This window comes from Flavobacterium algicola (genome assembly GCF_022399565.1).
Taxonomy (GTDB): domain Bacteria; phylum Bacteroidota; class Bacteroidia; order Flavobacteriales; family Flavobacteriaceae; genus Flavobacterium; species Flavobacterium algicola.
The window spans coordinates 146,722-167,073 of the sequence record NZ_JAJTUT010000002.1 but is presented as its reverse complement, the minus strand read 5'-3'; the positions used below and the strand labels follow the sequence as shown (position 1 = coordinate 167,073).

The following is a 20,352-nucleotide window of genomic DNA, read 5'->3' as shown; positions in this document are numbered from 1 at the left end:
GTCAAAAATGAATACTATAATTTTTTAATACTTTGATATTTTTTTTCAGTTTCGACCCTAAGCTTTGTTAATACGGCAGCATAGTTTTTATCATTTGCTATATTATTCATCTCATAAGGATCTTTTTCTACCTCATATAATTCTTCAATTACGGGATTATGTTCATAGTAAATTATGTATTTATACTTGTCATCTCTCATTCCCCTAGATCGATACGATTTATTAGCCTTAATTATATCTTGATTTGCTTTCTCAAAATCAGGAATATTTGCTTTGGAATGTAAATTGGTAATAAAAACACTTTCTGAATAAACCGATTTTTGCCAAAGATCTCTGTTTTGCGTTTTATCTAATATTCCTTTAAAACTATTTCCTTGCATCTTGGCTGGAATGGCAATACCTGCAAAAGACAAAATGGTAGGCGCAATATCTACTGATGATACAAATGCATTTTCTCTATAACCCTGATCTTTTTTATTTTTACGACCATCATAAACTATTAATGGCTGTTTTACTGATTCATCATAGAGAATTGATTTATCATATAATCCGTGTGAACCATGAAAACGACCGTTATCACTCGTGTAAATAATTATCGTGTTGTTAAGAATCCCCATTTCTTTTAGTTTGGCAACTAATCTACCTACTTGCAGGTCAACTGTATAACCTTGAGTAGCAAACCGCCTTACTAATTTTTGATATAATTCAGGAGTAGATGTTCTTGCTTTGTGCAGTGGCACTCCTCTCCAATTGTCGAGTAATTCAGGTAGTTTCGTGTTTTTTCCTTGCACCCAATTTTCTGGTACACTAAAGTTATAATTCTCAAAAACCTTTACATGAGGAGGATACATATCTTCATCTTTATCATTTTTTACCGCATAAAAACTAACTGATAAACAAAATGGTTTGTCTTTAGGTTGCGTTTCCAAAAAATGAATCATAGCGTCTCCTGTTTTTAATGTTCTTTCATTGGGCGGTCTAAGCGTATCATAAATCTTTTCCAATGCTGCATCCTTTGGCCACATTTTAAAACCTCCGTTAAAATGCACGCCGTTACCAGCAAAATAATCAAAATATTCTCCGAGATTTTTTTGCATATCATAGCCCGAAACGCCACCTGTGGCACGGTAAGCTTCGTCAGTTACTGGAAAACCAAACTTACCAATAAACCCTGTACGATACCCTGATTGTTTTAATTGAGCGGGATAAGTGTCCTTAAAATCTGCCTTTGAGAAAGTAAGGTTGTTTGGATACGAAAAGTCCACATTGTGATTGGAATCATAACGACCAGACATTATCGTAGCTCGACTAGGCATACAAATTGCGATAGCATAATAGGCTCTGTCAAAAACAACTCCTTCTTTTGCTAGTTGGTCTATGTTATCCGTTTTAAACTCCGTTCTTCCATAGCAACCAAAATTATCCCAACGTTGGTCATCGGTCATTAAATAAACAATATTAGGTTGTTGAGCATGACCTATAAAATCAAACAGTAACCAAATCAACAATACGATTTTTATATTTTTCATCTATTTATTTTTATAAATACTTACCTCTAAAACCTCAACTTTATAATCTTCTAATCTAAAACGTAACATTTTGTTAAAGGTTTAACTAAATATTAAATTAAGTAATCTTTTCAGTTACTGAGTCTTTGTTATGAAACAAATACATAATGTCAATCGAATCCTTTATTCGGCTTATTTGTTGGAATCAGTTGTACATTCCAAATATTAGGCTTTTCATCTCCAAAATCTGTTAATGATTCTAGTGTCAGGGTGTGCATTCCTACTGTATTTATTTTTACCGTTCCCAAAATGGATCTTGAAGACATCACCTCCGTTGCCATTCTTGAATTTTGCCAACGTTCTTGTTCTTTCAATTCATTCTCTACCGATTGCCCAGCGACTGTAGCTCGCATACGTCCCTCAACTTTCCATTTTTCATCTTTAATCGCTTCCGAAATTAACGCTACTTTGTAAGTCCCAGGTTTTACCAATTTAAAATCCCAACTCAATCCTTCGCCTTTTTTATCTAGAGCAACGGTCATTCTGCGAGTTGGCATTATCCCTTTATCATTTTTGATAACTGTGAAGGTTTTTTGATCTACAGGACGAAGTGGTTTATTCGGGACAAATTCCGTATCATGAATAGAAGCCCAATACGCATCTAAAATAACTGTTCCATTAGTTTGTTGTAAAAAATTTTGTTCCATTATAGGGATTCCTTCTATTTTCAAAGCAATAACCGAAACGTAAGGATCTGGCGCTGTTTCAGGTACTTTGATACTAATGATGTTAATCGCTGCCGTTGAATTGTATACTGATTCAGAAGAAAGTGCGGTTCCATTTGCTAGAAGACTGGCTTCAACGATTTTGTTATTCAATCCATACAATTTAAAAACACCGTCTTTTGGCCAATCCACAACATTTAAGTATAAAGTTGTTGTATTACCTTCCGTACGTTGTGTGATGGAACCCCAATTTAAATCATACGGATAAGGGCCTGCTTGTGTACCATAAATCGCTTTTCCGTTTTTGTCCATCCACTCACCAATCACCTTTAAACGTGTTTGAGATTCTTCCGGGATTACACCTTTGCTATTCGGACCAACATTCAGTAAATAATTACCGCCTTTACCGGCTATATCAATAAGTTTTTCTAGCATCAACTTCGCAGATTTCCAATTGGTATCTTTTGGATCAAAATGCCAAGAATCATTCATTGTTTGAGCCGATTCAAAATCCATTCCTATATTGGCAGAAGGAGTCATATTATCTCCCATAGAAAGATAATTTACGTATTTTAGTGCATCATCATCTCCTAAACGACTATTTGAAATAGCGCCATACGAATTGAGCAAATCTACCATTTCTTGCTGCCCCAATAATCGTTTGCGGTTGGGATTTCGAAAACCAGATGATCCATCAAACCAAAATAATTTGGGTTGATAGTTTTCACATAATTCCTTAATTTGTCCGTACATGTATTCCATGTATTTCGTGATATCTGCCTTGGGATTTGGATCAAAGTGAAATCCGCTACGATTACTATAAGCCGCATCATATTCTGGATGATGCCAGTCACCAATGGAATAGTAAAAACCTAATTCAATCCCGGCTTCCTTACAAGCTGTAGCTAATTCTGCAATAATATCTCTTTTGAAAGGCGTTTGATCTACAACATCCCAATCGGTTAGTTTTGAATCCCATTTGCAAAATCCATCATGATGTTTCGAAGTAAATACAATGTATCTCATACCTGCATCTTTGGCGATACGCACCCATTCTTTGGCATCAAAATCAACAGGATTAAAGTTTTTTACAGATGCTTCGTAGATTTCTTTTTTACTTTCGGCGTTTCCTTCTTTTAAAAAATCTTCGGATGTAGAAGCTCCAAAATGAATGAACATGCCAAACCTTCCTTCACGAAACCAACTCATCAAATCCTCATTAGAGAGTTGTTTTGGTTTTGTATTTTGTGCGTATAACAATGACGTTGAAAATAGTACTACCGACAACAATAAATAAAATTTTTTACTTTTCATCACACCTTCTTTTACTAACTTAATTTTTTAGTCTCAACCTATATTTTCTTTAAAATAGGTTCGTATCTCTTATTCTACTTGTTGCATTAATTCGATACGAACCGGCTTAAAAAAGATAAATGCATTGGGTACGACACCCAACACATTTATCAACTAACTACTAAAAAAAACAAACTAAATTCAAATTTTATATTGGTTTACTCCCATAAAGGATTTTGTGTCAAAGCTCCTCCAATGTCCTGACTTTTTTGGATTTCAGCAAGTGGAATTGGATACACTCTAAATTTTCCTAGAGGTGCTGCAGAGATAATATCTGCTTCGTCTTGTGCACGAGTTAAGGCTGTAGTGGTAGCACCTGCAGCTTTTTCTAGAGCTGGTATCCCTATCACTGTAGATTCTAAGATTCCCCAACGAATTAAATCTTTTTTACGTCCCCAATAACCTTCTCCAACCAATTCCCAAGAGCGTTCATTTTGAATATCTTTTAAGGTCATCGTAGTTAAATTTGGTAAATTAGCTCTTGTACGAACTTTATTAATTGCTGCTAGTGCCGCTGTTGAAGAACCACCTATCATGAACTCCGCTTCTGAAAGTAATAAATAAGCATCAGACAACACAAATAAACGAGCAGGAGAACTGGATTGATTACTAGCTTCTGAAACTGACAATAAAGGATCACTTACTGGTACAGCCGCACGAACAAATTTTGGAATATAAATCCAATTAAATTTGGCAACCGTTCCGTTTGTTAAAGTATGTGACTCCCAAACATTATAAATTTTTCTAGTATCTGTGCTAGCAAAAGTGTTGGCAAAACTTTTTCTTAAGGTATAAGGTGCTGATCCATTAGTAATGTCTAATTGCGACATAGCTGTTCTGGTATTTGCATTTTCAGCTGCAGTATTAGCGCGAGCTGTAGAATTTATAATACTACCTTTTACATTGGCAAGGAATTGTTTTCCAAAAATGATTTCATTGTGGTATTCATTACCTCCTCTAAACATATCAGCGTAGGGTCCTAATACCGTTCCATGAGGAGATGTTGTAGTAATTGTTAGTAATTCTGTACGCGCTTTTGCCCACTCACTTGCATCGTACTGTGCAAGCCATACATGACAATACGCTTTTAACATTCTTGCCGCCCATACAGTTGGTCTTCCATCATTTTGATTCCATCTATCAGTAGACATATAACCAGATGAAATAGCTAGATCTAGATCATCAATCATTTCACTTATGATAACCCTACTATCTGTCTTTCCTAGGAGAGAAATTTTTTCGATATCCACCAATTCATCTCTCCAGTAAGGAATGTCACCATACTGAATAACTAATTGTAAATAAGTATTAGCTCTAAAAAAAAGTATTTGACCCAAAATATTACCTTTTACTTGATCCGTTAAAGGTGAATTCTCAATACTTGCCAAAAATAAATTGGCATCTCTAATTACAGTGTAATTAGTTCCCCAAGTATTTATCACCTGGTTCGTATTTGAATCGTATACGTAAGCACCAATATAATGTGCTGCTGCTAATACACTTCTACCCGATACTCCCACATCCGTACCTAAGTGATTGAGAAATCCGGCATCATATACACTCTCTTCATTAAGTTGATTCAAAGCCATAGTGGCCTCTTCTTCGTTTCTGAAAAAAGTTTCTGGTGTTAATAATCCCTTTGGATCTTCGTCTAAAAAATTCTCGCAGCTAATCGTAAAATTACATGCTATAGCAACTAACATTATAACTATATATTTATTTTTCATCTTTTTATTTTTAATAGTTAAACCTGAATTAAAATGTCATATCAACTCCAAAAACAACCGAAGTATTTTTTGGATAAGCAATGGCGTCATATCCTCTCGCTAGTGCCCCTCCTGTACTTACATCGGGATCAAAGCCCCAATAGTCTTTAGATTTTAAAATAAACAAATTGGTTCCTGTAACGTACGTTCTTAATTTACTAAATCCTTTGATTGTCCCTTTTGGCAGAGTGTATCCTAATTGCAACGTTCCAAGTCTTAAGTAACTCGCATCTTGTACGTAAAGACTACTCGATTTGTTATAATTATAAATATCAAAGCCAGGATAAAGCGCGTCTGTTTGATTGTTTACGGTCCACATGTTATTACGAATTGACGCATAACTATTGGTTGTCGTTTCTATCGCACGAAAAGCTTCCTCATTGTAATTCTCATTTCCTAAACTGTAAGTGAAAAATACTTGAAGATTAAAGTTTTTGTATTTAAAGTTAGATTGAAATCCACCGTAGATATCAGGGTTGGCGTTACCAATTATAGTATCGTCATATTCTGCAGAATACACACCATCAGGAACTCCATTCGGCCCGCTTATATCTTTAAATATTGCAGTTCCAGTCGCTGGGTCAAAACCTTCATAAAGAGCTCCTACAAAAATTCCGATTGGTTGTCCAACTCGTATTTCACCACTACGATCATTTGCTGGAGCAGTTAATCTTTTTGTTTCAATATAGGTATTACGTCCTAAGTCTAATACCTTATTTTCATAATGAGAAATATTTAAAGAGGCATCCCATTGAAAATCTTTTGTTCTTACAAGCACAGCATTTAATGTGAAATCAATACCTCTATTTTCAACCGAACCTACATTGGCTAATTGCGTATCATATCCCGTAAAGGACACTTGAGGTTCATTTAGCAATAAATCTTCTGTTTTTTTGTAATACACATCTATTTCTGCTGAAAGTCTAGATTTAAATAACGAAAATTCAAGTCCGGCATCGTATTGATTTGTAATTTCCCAACCCAAATCTGGTTTTGCTAAATTTCCTTGAGTTACCCCTGGAACACGTACACCATTTACAAGAATTGTATTATTGACAATACCTACGTTGGCTATTGTTACATAAGGATTAGCTCCTTGATTCCCCGTTTTACCATAGCTCAATCTTAATTTCAGATTATCAACGAAATTAACATTCTCCATAAAAGGTTCTTCGTTAATCTTCCAACCAATTGCCGCAGATGGAAAGTTTTCATATCTATTATTAAGTCCTAATCGAGAAGAACCATCTCTTCGCACAGATGCAGTAAACAAGTATCTATCTTTTAAAGTATAATTGATTCTTCCTAAGAAACCAACCAAACTGTTGTCTGTATAGGCAGAGGATACATTTACATATTCTGCCGGTGCTAGTTGAAGAGCATTAATACCCACACCATCACTTGGTATATTGCTTGCACTTACATTGGTAGTTTCTCTATTATGAGTTTGAAATGTTGCTGCTGCTAAGATGTTAAAGGAATGATCTCCAAACCTTCTACTATAATCTAATGTGTTCTCATTTAAAAAATCAGAATCATTAAATGTTATTACAGATCCAGACGCTAATTGATTGTTATTATTAATCTTTGATGGGTTTGTCGAAGGTGTAAACTGATTACGCTTACTAAAAAGGAAATCTCCGTTAAAAGTTGACTTGAGCACTAATCCATCAAACAAACTAGCTTGAATGTATGTATTTACAAAAATTTTATTAAGATGTGTATCGTCTTGATTTAATTCGGCATTAGCCAACAAATGATCTGTTCTTGTCCCTAAGATAGGACTATCACCTACATAATAACTGCCATCCTCGTTATAAATTGGCTTTGATGGATCTTCTCTTAATAACTGTTGAAAGGAGACATCATCGTTATCGTTATTAGTTCTTGACAATAAAACATTTGCTCCTACTTTAAAAGTTTTAGATAATTTTACATCAATATTTGTTCTAAAATTAAATCTTTCAAAACTTGAACCTTTTACGATACCGTCCTGATTTAAGTATCCTCCAGAAATATAATATTGAGCATTATCATTTCCACCAGATGCAGATAGTTGATAATCTGATATCACTGCAGGTCGAATCAATACGTCTTGCCAATTTACATCTCCTCCGGGAAGATTATCCAAATCGTATGGCAAATTCGCTTGATCAGTAGTGATATCATTTAGCCATGATGCCAGTTCACTACTATTTTGAACATCTATTCTTTTCGATAAAAATTGTATTCCACTCGAAGTTCTAAAGTTTACAACTGCCTTACCTTTTTTACCTTTTTTGGTAGTAATCAAGATAACACCATTTGTTCCTCTCGCACCATAAATTGCAGTAGAAGAAGCATCTTTTAAAACTTGCATTGATTCAATGTCATTGGGGTCAATCGACGAAAGATTTCCCGCACCGACAAACCCATCGATAACATATAAAGGGTCGTTACCACCTGTTATAGAGTTTCCACCACGAATAATAATTTCTGGGGCTGCTCCTGGACTACCATTGTTAGAGACCACTTGAACACCCGAAGCTCTACCTTGCATTGCATTTTGCACATTTGCTACAGGAGCTACAAAAGCTTCATCGGTATCAATTGTGGAAACCGAACCTGTTAAATCTTTTTTCTTAACCGTTCCGTATCCAATGACCACAACTTCATCTAGCGTCGCTGCATCCTCCTCCATACTTACATTAATAATGGCTTTATTCCCGACTGGTACTGATTTTGTTTTCATACCAATAAAAGTAAATATTAATGCATTCTTACTTTCTGCCATAATAGTATAGTTACCATCAAGGTCTGTTTGTGAACCTATATTGGTGCCTTTTACAATCAGTGAAACACCTGGTAAAGGCATACCAGCCGCATCTTTTACTGTTCCCGTTATTGCTCTTTTTTGAGCAAATACAGATAGCGATATCATTATAATAAATAATGTTAAAATTTTCTTCATAATTTGGTTAGTTTAGTGATTAGTTATCTTCCTTTTTACAGTAACTCTAAAATTTTCTCCTTTTATAATTATTCTTTTTTAGACTTTAATGTTTTATTTTCATTCATTATTGTTATTTAGTTTTATACGTATTAATTCAAATTTTAATATAAGCCTTGCTGCCGTTCAACAAGGTAGGCTATGCTTTTTGTTATTTCAAATTGCATGAGCTAAAAGTGAATTTTTAGTTTAGTAAATTGGTTCAATTATAACCGACTTTAAACTTGAAGTTTCTGAATTACCTTCCACCAATGATACCGTAATAGTATGTTTTCCAGCGGTTTTAAATTCTAATATCCCCATCGGATAGCTATCGTACTTTTCTGTGGCGGCTTGCTGATTTTGAACCATAATTCCCTCGTCGGTAATCGTTTTCCAAACTAGACGATCTTCACCTGAGTAATTTAAATGCAAATAATATTTTCCAGGTTGTAAAACATTTACAGTCCATGTAGCCGTACCATCCTTTTTCCACTGGCTTACCTGCGTTGTTTTCTTCCATTCTCCAAATTTTTCCATCCAACGAATTGACTTTTTCTCCGCTGACTTCACCGCTGCAAATTCAGTTAAAAGATCCGAAGTTATGTTTGGATAAATTGCTTGAGTAGTATCTACCTTGACCGTGCTTTTTAATTTGATTTCGATAACTGAAACAGGAGCATCTGGCACTTTATAAGGTACATTGAATACAGTCCAATTATTTTTTTTATCATATTTTAATTCTTTACTATCGCCTCCACCAATAATCTTAGCCGATGCAATTTCACTTTCTAGACCAGGTAAATATAATTTTCCATCTTGTGGCCAATTAAAAACCGAAAGGAATAAAGAATTTCCTTGCGTCGTGACATCACCCCATGCCTGTGCATGTCCCCATGGTGAACTACCCGCGCCATAGATAACTTGAGGGTACTTTTTTATCCATTTTCCTGCTTCTTCTAAAAATTGTACTCCTGTTTCAGGCACTTTTCCATTTCCATCAGGACCAATATTAAACAAATAGGTTCCGCCACGACCCACTGTAGATATCAATCGACTCAATATTTCTTTTGGACCTTTAAAATTATTGTCGTACCAAGCATAAGACCATGAATCATTGTTTGTATCACAGCTTTCCCATAAAACGTCTAAGTTTTTTAGAGGCACTTCCATATCCCCATGGCTTATATAATCGCCTAGGCCATATCCTACTCGGCTGCATAACATTGCATTGGGTTGCAGCTCTTTTACCAAATCTGCCAATTCTATTACTAAGTTTTTCTTCATTCCTCCTGGAGTGTCAAACCATATAAAGTCGATATCTCCGTAATTTGTGCAAATTTCTTTAATCTGAGGTTTGCATTTTTTATAGAAATAATCTTCAAAAGTTGCCGTACTGCCATTTTCATTCTTTGTAGGGCCACCGCTTCCTCCTGGTGTTGTCCAGTCTTGATTATGAGAATAGTAAAATCCAAATCCCAATCCCAAATCGTGGCAGGCCTTAGAAAGCTCTTTCATTGGATCGCGTTTAAAAGGAGTTGCTTTAACGATATTAAAATCATCAACTTTGGAGTCAAACATCGCAAAGCCTTCATGATGTTTACTTGTAATGATTATGTATTTCATTCCAGCATCCTTTGCCAACTTTGCTATCGCTTTTGCATCAAAATCGGTAGGATTAAAATCATTAGCTATTTCCATATATTCCTTTGCAGGAATGTCGGCTACTCTAGGATTCATAATCCATTCGCCAATACCGTAATACGTTTTTCCTTTCCATTGTCCTCCCAACTTTGAAAATAATCCCCAATGTATAAACATTCCAAAATTACTTTGATCAAATAGTTTTGCTTTACCGTTTTTTAAGGCATCGCCAGACACAGAAGCTTCTCCCCACATTTTATCCATGCTTTGTTGATTGTCTTTTTTCTCTTGAGAAAAGGAGGCAATCGTAAAAAACAGTACTGCGATTACGGATAAAAGTTCATTGCTTTTTTTAAACATATGATTTATTTTTTTTATTTAGAACTAGGAACCAACCACTTTTAAAAGGGTAACTATACTTGCACTAGTTTAATCTCTAGAGCAAATTCCAGTTTAAAAATCAATGTCTTTGTGAATTATAAAACTTATACGAACTATTAAGTCTTATTTACGATATTATAAGTTCTTCTTAGGTAAAGTCCTTTTACGACAACTGTCTTTCTAATATCATAGCAATTAACTGTTTGCGCTATCAGATTGATGAACGACAAACAATATTGCGAAGGGTCAGTTAATAGTTAAAAGTTTTTATAAGAATCACTCAACGTATCGATAATTTAGATACGAAATTGATTTTTAATGGTTAATGCAAATATGCACCCACATGAGCTAAAGAGGCTTCCTCGCGTCATGCTTTTTTATTGCTGAATTCAATCAGGTTGATTAGAGCAATGGCATTACCAGGTTTTAAAGGGCTTCAAAAGGTTATTTGCTCATTTCGTTTTTCGAATTTCTACCCTAAAAAAAAAGACTTTTAGACTTTTGCTTAACAAAAGACATCTTAAAAACTGCAAAAAACTATTTGCTGTAATTTTGATAACGTATAACTATTTTGGCAGCTGAACATAGCTTCAATTATAGCCGTTATTTAATTATAAATACCTCCCTTCAACTTTACAAATCAAAAAATAAGGTTGCTAGAAGTGACGGAGATTAATACTAATTAAATTCAGTTACTGTAAAGTTACAGATTGTACCCATTATGTAGTATGCATAGATTTAGCTAATGATTGCGACTTGAGCGTAAAAACTAATAATTTGAATACAAATCACCAGGTGCCTATTTATCGAATTCTATTCGAATTTTCGTCGATATTTCTTTCTTTATAAGTTGAATCTTTAATCTTTCCAAATTTATAACGTATAGAAAGTGCTATTTCTCTTGTATCAGTATAATATATTCCTTTAGAAGCTATTTCATTTATGATAAAATTTTCATTAAAATTCATATTTCTAAAAATATCATTAAGTCTTAAAGTACAGTCAAAATTTTTAAACAATGTTTTGGACAATGCTAAATCCATTATGAATAAAGAATTTCTTTTAAAAACTCCTTCTTCTCGTTCTGTAAAACCCCAACCTGTCACAGAAAAGTCTAGTTGTTTTGATAATTCAAAAATATGATTCGAATAATAATATAAATACGGCTTCGACCCATTAACAACAGCAGCATTATCCTCAACTTTATTTAAAACAAAATTAAAACTGTTTGAAGAACTCCAAAAATGATGTTTAAACGGAAGTGAAAATTCTAAATTCACTCCAGATTCTTTAGCATAGTTAATAGAATTAAATGAAATCAATTTAATAACTTTATCATACTCAAATGCAAAATACACTGGATTTTTACTTCGAGAAAAATTTAGTTTAACAGATTTGTTTTTAAACTGAAAAGTTCCTGAAATTTCATCTGTTATTGTTGGGTTTAAATTGATGTTTCTTGAAAAAATCAAAAAGGGATTAGTGTAAATTGAAATTTGACTTGTTGCTGAATAATTGGGTCTTGAAATACTTTTTGCGTAGTTAAAACTGATCGTTTTTGTGCTGTCTACTGTAAAATCAAGTTGAATTTTTGGAAAAAAATTGGTGTAGTTTCTATCTATCAATAAAAAATTATCTACTGCGTATTTTCCTTTAATTTCTGTGTTTTCAGCTCTTATACCAAATAAATATTCTATTTTTTTATTTTTACCAGACAACTGGGTATAACCTGCTATATTTTGTTCTTTAAGACGATAATTTGAATCTTCATTATTATTTGAAATAAAATCTAAAACCTCAAAATTAGTATTTGCATGTGCAGCTAAATATAAAGCACCAAATTCCCATTTTACCTCATTTTTTATTAATTTTTCCAAATCGGCTCTTCCTGAAAGTACATTCACATTAAATTTTTGATTTCTGTTTTGTGTTAGGTCAAACTGAGTGTCGTCATAATTGTTTAAGATCACACTCTTTGAGTTTTGATAAAAATTAGAAAATTGAAAACCAGTAAATAACGCTGCGTCCAAACTCTTTATTTTTTTATTGTAGTTGATAAATGAATTTATAAAATTTCTGTTTTCATCATTGTTATTTAATGTTTCTATAAAATTTGAAAGATTATTTTGGCTTATAAAAGAATTAGTTGTGTTTCTATCATAGTCTTTTTGAATTTTACCACTTAAATTAAATGATAAATAATCATCTTCATTGATCTGATAAAAAATGCCATTTCCAAAAATAATTTGACGTCTTTTAGTGTACGATTCAGCTATAAAATTTGAGTTAATAGTATTGTTTAATATTTCAAAATCATTTCCAATACTTTCCCACGGATTAAGTTGATTGATGCCAAAGTTTGCTTTTATTTCTGTATTATTCTTTTTAAAACTTGAATTTATTCCCCAATAATTATTAAACCTTTTTTTCAAAGATATTACTTCAGATATCTTAGTTTCAAACCCTTCGTTCTTGCTTAACTTTCTCAATATTAATACAACTGCTCTACCTTCAGCTTCGTATTTCGACGAAGGATTTTTAATTATTTCTATAGATTTTATATCCTCGACCGATAAAGCATTCAAATCATTCATTCCAACTTTTTGATTGTCAATGTATATCAACGGATTTCCCTTTCCAATAATTGACATACCTTCTTTGTCTCCACTTATTTGCACACCTGGAAGTTTTGATAGCAATTCTACTGTATTCGGTATCGCCTTAAAAATAGAATTAGCGATATCTACTTTTACATTTCCTTTTAAATAAGAGAACGTCTTATTTTTACTTTTTAAAACAATTTCATTCAATTTTGTAAAGCCAATTTTGGATAAAATTAATTTTAGATTTAAATTTTTATTCAGGCTAAACTTTTGATCAAGATTTTCATATTCTTCGCTATAAATTTGAATATTATAGTTTCCTTCCTTCAAAGAAGTAAAAAACAATTGTTCATTTGCAATAGATATTGTTTTAATAATTTGATTTGTTTCTGCATCTAGAAGATATACAATGCCCTCTTTGATGTTTTCATTTCTCAAATCTGTAAGCTCTATTTTTAAAGTGAAATTATTTTGTGAAAACCCAACCAAACAGAAGAAGAACAATGCGAACGAGTAATGTTTTTGTAGCATCTTATTTAAATAGCATTTTTGATTAATACTATTGCAAAGAAAAAAAAAACACTTATAAAAGTGTTTTTTCATCGTATGATTTAAGTACTAGTACTGGTACTATTTTTGAAATTTCGTAACTAATTCTCTTCTACTAGAAACATTCAACTTACTGTAAATGTTACTTATATGAGTTTTGACAGTATTTAAACTAATAAAGAGTTCTTCTGCAATTTCTTTATTGCTTTTACCGTCTATTATCTGTTGTTTGATCTTTAATTCTTGATTACTCAGCGCTTCACTTGCATTTAATCCTTTATGAGACTTGATTGTATAAATTATATAGGTAAGAACTACTATAATTATTCCAAATATGATATTTAGGACGATGCTTAACGTTTGTTTTTTCTTTAAATCAATTAGATAATAGCTATTCAATTCTTTTTCTAAAAAAATATATTCAAGATTATTGATTTCACTAGATTTCAGTTCTTCTAGTAAGCGGATATAGTACTCTGAGTTTAGAATAATATCTTTCCGAAGCAATTTTTTTTCATTTAATTCTTTTACGCTCAGCAGTTTTATCGCTAGCGTTTTTAATGAATCTTTTGAGTAAGCTCTAATCTTTTCTAAATAATCTTCTGTTGATACCGCTATTATTTGCTTTTTGAATTTTTTGAATTTCAATTTTTCTTCGCCAATAAATTTATATTCCTTATTATGAATACTGGAAGGCGATATTTGTTCTGTTGGTATAGATTTACTATTATTTTGCCCAAAAAGCGTATAGGTAAGAATCAATAATAAGAAAATATATTTTTTCATTTTTATCGTCAAATGGTTAATTTAAAAAAATGCTGCAACGTCAATGTTATATTGCATGTAGTCACAAATGTATTAAATTAAAAAATATATCTGTTTCAAGAAAATTAATTGCCAAAAGTACTTTACTGCAGAAAGTATCGTCATCAAACCAAATTGCAAGCAATAACTTTACAACATTTATTTGTATTCGCTTTGACAAAGTAATCACTGCTTCAATATTCGTTTTGTCTAGATGTTATTTATCTAGACAATATTCAATTTTATCATTTTGAACAAGCACACTACAAATTCGCTAAATTAGGTTGTAAAATACAATTCCGATATGAAAATAACTCTCTACAGTTTATTTTTTATTCTTGTTACTACCTCTTAATAAATTCTGAAGGAGAAACCCCGTGAATTTTTTTGAATGCAGATGAAAAATAAGATTTTGATTCAATACCAATTTCAAACATAATCTCAGATGCAGTTAATTTTTTATTTTCGGTTAAGAGTTCGGCTGCTTTTTGAATACGGAAATTTCTAAGGTACACATTGGGAGCCTGACCTGTGAGTTCCTTCAACCTTCGATAAAAATGAGAAGTACTCATACAAATGTCAGATGCCAGCTCTTCTACACCGAAAGAAGAATTAGACATGTTTTTTTCTATCGAAATATTAATTTTTTTCAAGAATTCTTGATCTTTCGTAGAAGCAATTAAAGACTCTTTTGGCATAAAACTGTTTCTAGAAAAATATTCTAGAACACGTTGTTTATTTTCTAATAATTTTTTAACTCGAAGTTCTAAGTATTTAATCGAAAAAGGTTTTATAATATAATCGTCTGCACCAAGTTCCAACCCCTCTAATTTTTTCATATCTTCCCCAATAGCCGTTAATAAAATAACCGGTATATGGCAGTATTCGAGATTAGATTTAATTTTTTCGCATAGTTCATACCCATCGACTTTGGGCATCATGACATCGCTTATCACTATCTGTGGCGTGTTCTCGGATAATTTTCTTAACCCGTCTTCACCATCTGTAGCCAAGATTACATTATAGCTATCTTTGAAAGCTTCGTACAAAAATGTTCGTACATCTTGCTCATCGTCTACGATTAATAATGTAGCACGTGCACTGTCTACCGTACATACGGTATTTTCCTGAACGTCATCAAATTCAACTGGCATCCAATCTGTTACAATTTTATGATATTTGTTTAATTCTTCTTTTTCAATGTATTCTCCTTTTTCAATAACTGGAAGTGTTACTCTAAAAATAGTTTTTTTATTCAAATCACTATCCACCGTTATTGTTCCGTCCATTAACTCTGTTAATGATTTACATAGCGCCAAACCAATCCCAGTACCATGCCAATCATTTTTATCATCTCCGGCGCGGTAAAAACGATCAAATATTTTTTCTATTTTTTCAGGTGGAATTCCAGAACTAGTATTGGTAACTTGAATAAAGAAAGATTCCTCATCATTCTGATTCGGGTTTTTAAAAAATCCTGCTTCAATACTTACTTCTCTGTTAGCATCTGAATATTTAACCGCATTAGAAAATAAATTTAAAATAATACGTTCTGCTTTATCGATATCAAGCGAAATAACCCTATTTGGATCTTCTATTTTATAATAAAAATTAAGTAGCGTTTTTTGTCCATACTCTTCGAAAGATTCAATTAAAGGATAAATAAAATCCCCTAATGTTGTTTTTGAATAATTTAATTCCAAATGCCCTGTTTCGGCTTTTCTGTAAGATATAAGCTGATCTATTAATCGTTGTAATCTTGAAATATTATTTTGAATAATCGAAAAATATTTCTGATTTTCTGCTCCTTTATCATGTTCCGCAATTTTTTCTAAAGGCCCAATAATCAATGAAAGAGGCGTTTTGAAATCATGTGAAATATTAGTAAAAAATCGCAACCTTGCTTGGTTCATTTCTTGAACTCTTTCCTTATCTAACTGTTCAAATTTGAGTTCTTGATTTAATTTTTCTAATTGAACCAAATATTTCAATACAGCATGAATAGTGCATGCGGCCAGTACAAGCCATATCACAATACTCCACCATCTTAAGTACCAAGGCGCTAAGACTTTTATAGTAAAATTTTCAATATTTGAGGTCCACACGCCATCACCATTCGTTCCTTTATATAGAAACTTATAGGTTCCAGAACTCAAATTTGTGTATGTTGCCGTTGTTTTCCCTCCTTCTACTTCGATCCAATCTTTGTTGACACCTTCTAACTTATACGCTATCTTATTTTTATTGGGAGTTGCACTGTGCTGTACAATAATGTCTAGTGATATATTTCTATTGTTGTGGCCTATTGTCAATTTTTTTGTATCTGAAATAGAGCGTTCTAGAATAAGCTCTCCATCAATTTTTTTACCTGCTAGAACCGACTGATTATTAATTTTTAATCTTGATATTAATATTTTGGGTGCAAATTCATTCTTTTTGATCTGTGCTGGATCAAAAATGGTTAAACCGTCCACACCACCCATCAGCATAGTACCCTTTTTAGTTTTTAAAAATGCAGACTGTCTAAAATTATTGCTTAAGATTCCATTGTTGACATCGTAAAAATGAAATGTTTCTTTTGAGGGGTCAAAACAGCATATTCCCATATCTGTACTCAACCATAATAGACCTTGATTGTCCTCCAGTATACCATAAACGGCTTCATCTCGCAGTCCATCTTCTTTATGGTAGCTTTTTATATTTTGCGGTTCTCCGAATGAGTTCATGTCAATTTTCATAAGTCCACCACCAAAAGTACCCAACCACACCTTTTTATTTGAACTCACATAAATTGAAAAAACATCATTGTGACTTAGCTTTAATTTACTGTTTTTTGACTTTGTAGTCAGATGATCTTTTAATATCCACTGCCCATTTCTATAAACAATTCTATAAACACCGTTGGTAGTAACAAACCAGTAATTCCCATAAGCATCTTTAACATAATCATTGATTTGACTGCCTTTGACCACATTGTACATAGCAGCGTCGACCTCGACTGGACTGTTATTTAAAATAGTACTCCAAGGGTTATCTAATAACAGGATATGAGATCCTCCCAAAATAATATGATTACTATCAATTTGTGAAATCACTCTGTTAAAAAGATTTTCAACCGTTTTCCCTTTAACTGTTAAACGTATTAAAACGAGCCTATCTGATGCTTCATCATACAAATAAAGGCTTTCATTAGTGCTTATCCACCAATATCCTTTTAAGTCTTGAAAAAGGCGTAAAACCCACTGATTTTGTAATTTACTCAACTGATTTTGTAGGCGATCAAAACGTATTTGGTTCCCAGAATTAAGATTTAATTTTTCTTGTGTTCTACAAATACCACTTTCAAAAAAAGAAAACCAAATTCTTCCTTTATTGTCCTCAGTTATATCTGTTATTAAATTGCTTGATAATGATTGATTATCATATGGATTATGAGCAAAATTTTGAAATGGTTTTTGATTCTTGTCAAATTTATTTAGTCCTCCCTGCGCGGTACCAATCCATATTACTCCAAAAGAATCTTCATAAAAGCAGTTGATTCGATTGCTTGTTAGTCCATTTTTATATTTTGAATCATGTCTAAAGGAAACAAAACTTGCTTTTTTGGTATCGTATTTGAAAACTCCATTTTGTTTTGTACCTATCCAGAGGTTTTTATCCTTATCAAAGTAAAGTGATAAAATTTCACATAACTTATTTGTATTGGATGTATCAGCATCCAAAAACTTTTTTAAAATAATTAGACTATTATTTTCATAAAAAGTTTGATATAATCCTGCTGTAGTTCCTATCCACAATGAATTATCAACTTTTTTTAAGTTTTTTATTGTACCCGAACTTAAATCAAATTTTAATTCTGAAACTTTCACAGCATACTTAGCCTTTTCGTCAAAAATTACTTTGTAAATTTTTGATGCAGTCGCCACGATTAATTCTGACTTTGAAAGAAATTCGATGTCTATTATTCGATTGCCCCTAAGAATTTTGTCCAAATTTATTTCTGCAAGTCGCTCAATATTCTCAATATCTTTTAATCCTGAATTATAAATTGTAAGCCTAGAATCATTTCCAACCCAAATACGCTTTTCACCATCTTCTTTTATAAAAGTTTCTTTTTTAATCGTATTTTTTATGGATACAAAATGCTCTTTATCTGTCAGATAAACACATAAACCTTCTCTGGTTCCTACCCATAAACGCCCGCTGGAATCGTTTAAAAGATGTGATATATAATTATTGGGTAAAGATTCTTTATCCTGATGATTGTGATAATAATAGTCAAAAGAATATCCGTCATATTTTACCAACCCATTTGGTGTTGCAATCCACAAATAGCCCTTGTTGTCAGATACTATACTGTTTACCGTATTTTGATAAAATCCTTGTAAGCTATTAAATGACTCAATACGCTGATTACTTTGATAGATACTTTTTTCCTGCGCATAAACAAGATTTAAAATTAAAAAAAGAAATAAATATGTTATTCTTAATTTCATACATTAATATGTTTTAAACTATTTAATTTTATAAAAATTATTACCATATATCGTAAATTTTAGGAAATTTTGGCAAATCAATTTACAAAATATTTTCTTCATTTTAGGCGAATCTAACTAATTATATTGAAATTGTTCTTATCTATAAAAAAAGCATGTGCGAAAATAAATTCTCGACACACGCTCAAAATAATATTATTTAGAAAACAAGTTCTACAATACTGCGATTTACCTATAATTTAAATACTTCTTCATAAGAATTGCTGCTCCTAAAGCACTTGCATTTTCACCTTTTGGAAACAGAATTTGTTGATTTGGCATCATTTGTCGCAGGTATTCTACAAACATATCATTTCGTTTAAATCCACCTGAAATATACACTTCTTTTAAGCTATTATTTTTGTCTAGAATGCGTAGAATACCTTGATATACACGTTCTGCAATTTCATAAATTAATTGATAATAAGCATGCTCATAATCATCAAAACAATCAAAGTTTTTTAATTCACTAATAAAATTTTCTGGAATGTCATCAGGAAAAAATTTGTGCTCTTTTTTTGCCAATATTGTAGTACAGCGGCCAGCATCAAGTGTAAAATCTAGAAAATGACTTTTGGTAACTCCATAATGGTTACTTAGTTCGATCGCATTAACTTCATGAACACATCCCAAAAACTGCATGGATGATTTAATTTGCTGCTTATCCGGAGTCATAAAACACAAACAGTCATTATTTAACTGTTCTTGTGTCAACGACTCTTTGCTATAGGGATTCATGCAGATAATCCAAGTCCCTGTAGACAATAATACAAATTCATTACCCGAATTTTCATTACTCTCTAAAAGTGGAATTATGGAAGAGGAACTATCATGTAACCCCATACCTATCGCAATTTCTTGACCATTGACCATGGATATGCGAGCTTGTTTCCCCTTCTTAGGTTCTGGTAACGAAATGTTTTCACTTTCCAACCACTTATGGTATTTCATTTTATCGAAATTCCAAATCGCAGTATGCGCTCCAAGAGAAGTATAATCGGCTCTAATAGTTTTTGAAAACAAATAACTTAGATATTGCGGGTAATGTAATATGTTTTCAACTTGCGCCCAGTATTGAGGTTTCTGGTTTTTTAACCAATACATTTGCAAACCGGAGTTTAACATCCCGTAAGCAGGCGAAGCGGTTTTTCTAGAAAATTCTTCGATACCTCCGTACTTCTGATAAAATTTTGAAAAATCCATATCCAAAGGTTTTAAATAGTTATAAAGAGGGGTGATGCGTTTCCCCTCTTTGTCTAAGTAAACCAATGAGGCGCCATGTGTCGAAAAGTTGATAGCCTTTATTGTGAATTTATTTTCTTGCTGAACCGTTTCTATTTCCTTCATGATCCATTTCTCAATAGACTCAATATCATCACAAGGATCGTTATCGTCATCCATTACTTCCTCAAAGCGAATGGAGTCCGTTTGTACAACTTTAAAGTCCTTATCAAATAAAAACATCTTCTTATTGGTTTTACCAATGTCAAATACAGCAATAACGTTTTTCACAATA

9 protein-coding genes are annotated in these 20,352 nt (G+C 32.5%); all 9 read right to left on the bottom strand.

Going from position 1 to position 20,352, the window contains the following annotated elements:
• Positions 1-14 precede the first annotated feature (14 nt).
• A complete protein-coding gene (locus LXH21_RS07595) occupies positions 15-1,529 on the bottom strand; it encodes a sulfatase-like hydrolase/transferase (protein ID WP_239864191.1) in 1,515 nt (504 codons plus the stop codon).
• A gap of 149 nt (positions 1,530-1,678) precedes the next feature.
• The gene (locus LXH21_RS07590) at positions 1,679-3,547 is read right to left on the bottom strand and encodes an alpha-L-fucosidase (RefSeq protein WP_239864189.1); all 1,869 of its coding nucleotides are present in this window, start codon (positions 3,545-3,547) and stop codon (positions 1,679-1,681) included.
• 197 nt (positions 3,548-3,744) lie between these two features.
• Positions 3,745-5,313 (bottom strand): RagB/SusD family nutrient uptake outer membrane protein, encoded by a 1,569-nt coding sequence (locus LXH21_RS07585; RefSeq protein WP_239864187.1) that lies wholly within the window; start codon positions 5,311-5,313, stop codon positions 3,745-3,747.
• Between the two features lie 28 nt (positions 5,314-5,341).
• Positions 5,342-8,302: a SusC/RagA family TonB-linked outer membrane protein gene (locus LXH21_RS07580; protein ID WP_239864178.1), complete on the bottom strand. Its 2,961-nt coding sequence runs from the start codon at positions 8,300-8,302 to the stop codon at positions 5,342-5,344.
• A 228-nt stretch (positions 8,303-8,530) separates the two neighbouring features.
• The gene (locus tag LXH21_RS07575; RefSeq protein ID WP_239864177.1) at positions 8,531-10,324 is read right to left on the bottom strand and encodes an alpha-L-fucosidase; all 1,794 of its coding nucleotides are present in this window, start codon (positions 10,322-10,324) and stop codon (positions 8,531-8,533) included.
• Positions 10,325-11,148: 824 nt separating this feature from the next.
• Entirely contained in the window at positions 11,149-13,479 is a 2,331-nt protein-coding gene (locus LXH21_RS07570; RefSeq protein ID WP_239864175.1) for an outer membrane beta-barrel family protein, read from the bottom strand.
• A gap of 99 nt (positions 13,480-13,578) precedes the next feature.
• A complete protein-coding gene (locus LXH21_RS07565) occupies positions 13,579-14,283 on the bottom strand; it encodes a response regulator transcription factor (protein WP_239864173.1) in 705 nt (234 codons plus the stop codon).
• A gap of 362 nt (positions 14,284-14,645) precedes the next feature.
• On the bottom strand, positions 14,646-18,797 hold the full coding sequence (locus LXH21_RS07560; protein WP_239864170.1) for a hybrid sensor histidine kinase/response regulator transcription factor: 4,152 nt from the start codon (positions 18,795-18,797) through the stop codon (positions 14,646-14,648).
• 228 nt (positions 18,798-19,025) lie between these two features.
• Positions 19,026-20,348: an FGGY family carbohydrate kinase gene (locus LXH21_RS07555; RefSeq protein WP_239864168.1), complete on the bottom strand. Its 1,323-nt coding sequence runs from the start codon at positions 20,346-20,348 to the stop codon at positions 19,026-19,028.
• Positions 20,349-20,352 lie beyond the last annotated feature (4 nt).

Bases quoted from the DNA above. Each gene is read 5' to 3' on its own strand.
- LXH21_RS07595 (WP_239864191.1), bottom strand. From the start codon at position 1,529: ATGAAAAATATAAAAATCGTATTGTTGATTTGGTTACTGTTTGATTTT.
- LXH21_RS07590 (WP_239864189.1), bottom strand. From the start codon at position 3,547: ATGAAAAGTAAAAAATTTTATTTATTGTTGTCGGTAGTACTATTTTCA.
- LXH21_RS07585 (WP_239864187.1), bottom strand. From the start codon at position 5,313: ATGAAAAATAAATATATAGTTATAATGTTAGTTGCTATAGCATGTAAT.
- LXH21_RS07580 (WP_239864178.1), bottom strand. From the start codon at position 8,302: ATGAAGAAAATTTTAACATTATTTATTATAATGATATCGCTATCTGTA.
- LXH21_RS07575 (WP_239864177.1), bottom strand. From the start codon at position 10,324: ATGTTTAAAAAAAGCAATGAACTTTTATCCGTAATCGCAGTACTGTTT.
- LXH21_RS07570 (WP_239864175.1), bottom strand. From the start codon at position 13,479: ATGCTACAAAAACATTACTCGTTCGCATTGTTCTTCTTCTGTTTGGTT.
- LXH21_RS07565 (WP_239864173.1), bottom strand. From the start codon at position 14,283: ATGAAAAAATATATTTTCTTATTATTGATTCTTACCTATACGCTTTTT.
- LXH21_RS07560 (WP_239864170.1), bottom strand. From the start codon at position 18,797: ATGAAATTAAGAATAACATATTTATTTCTTTTTTTAATTTTAAATCTT.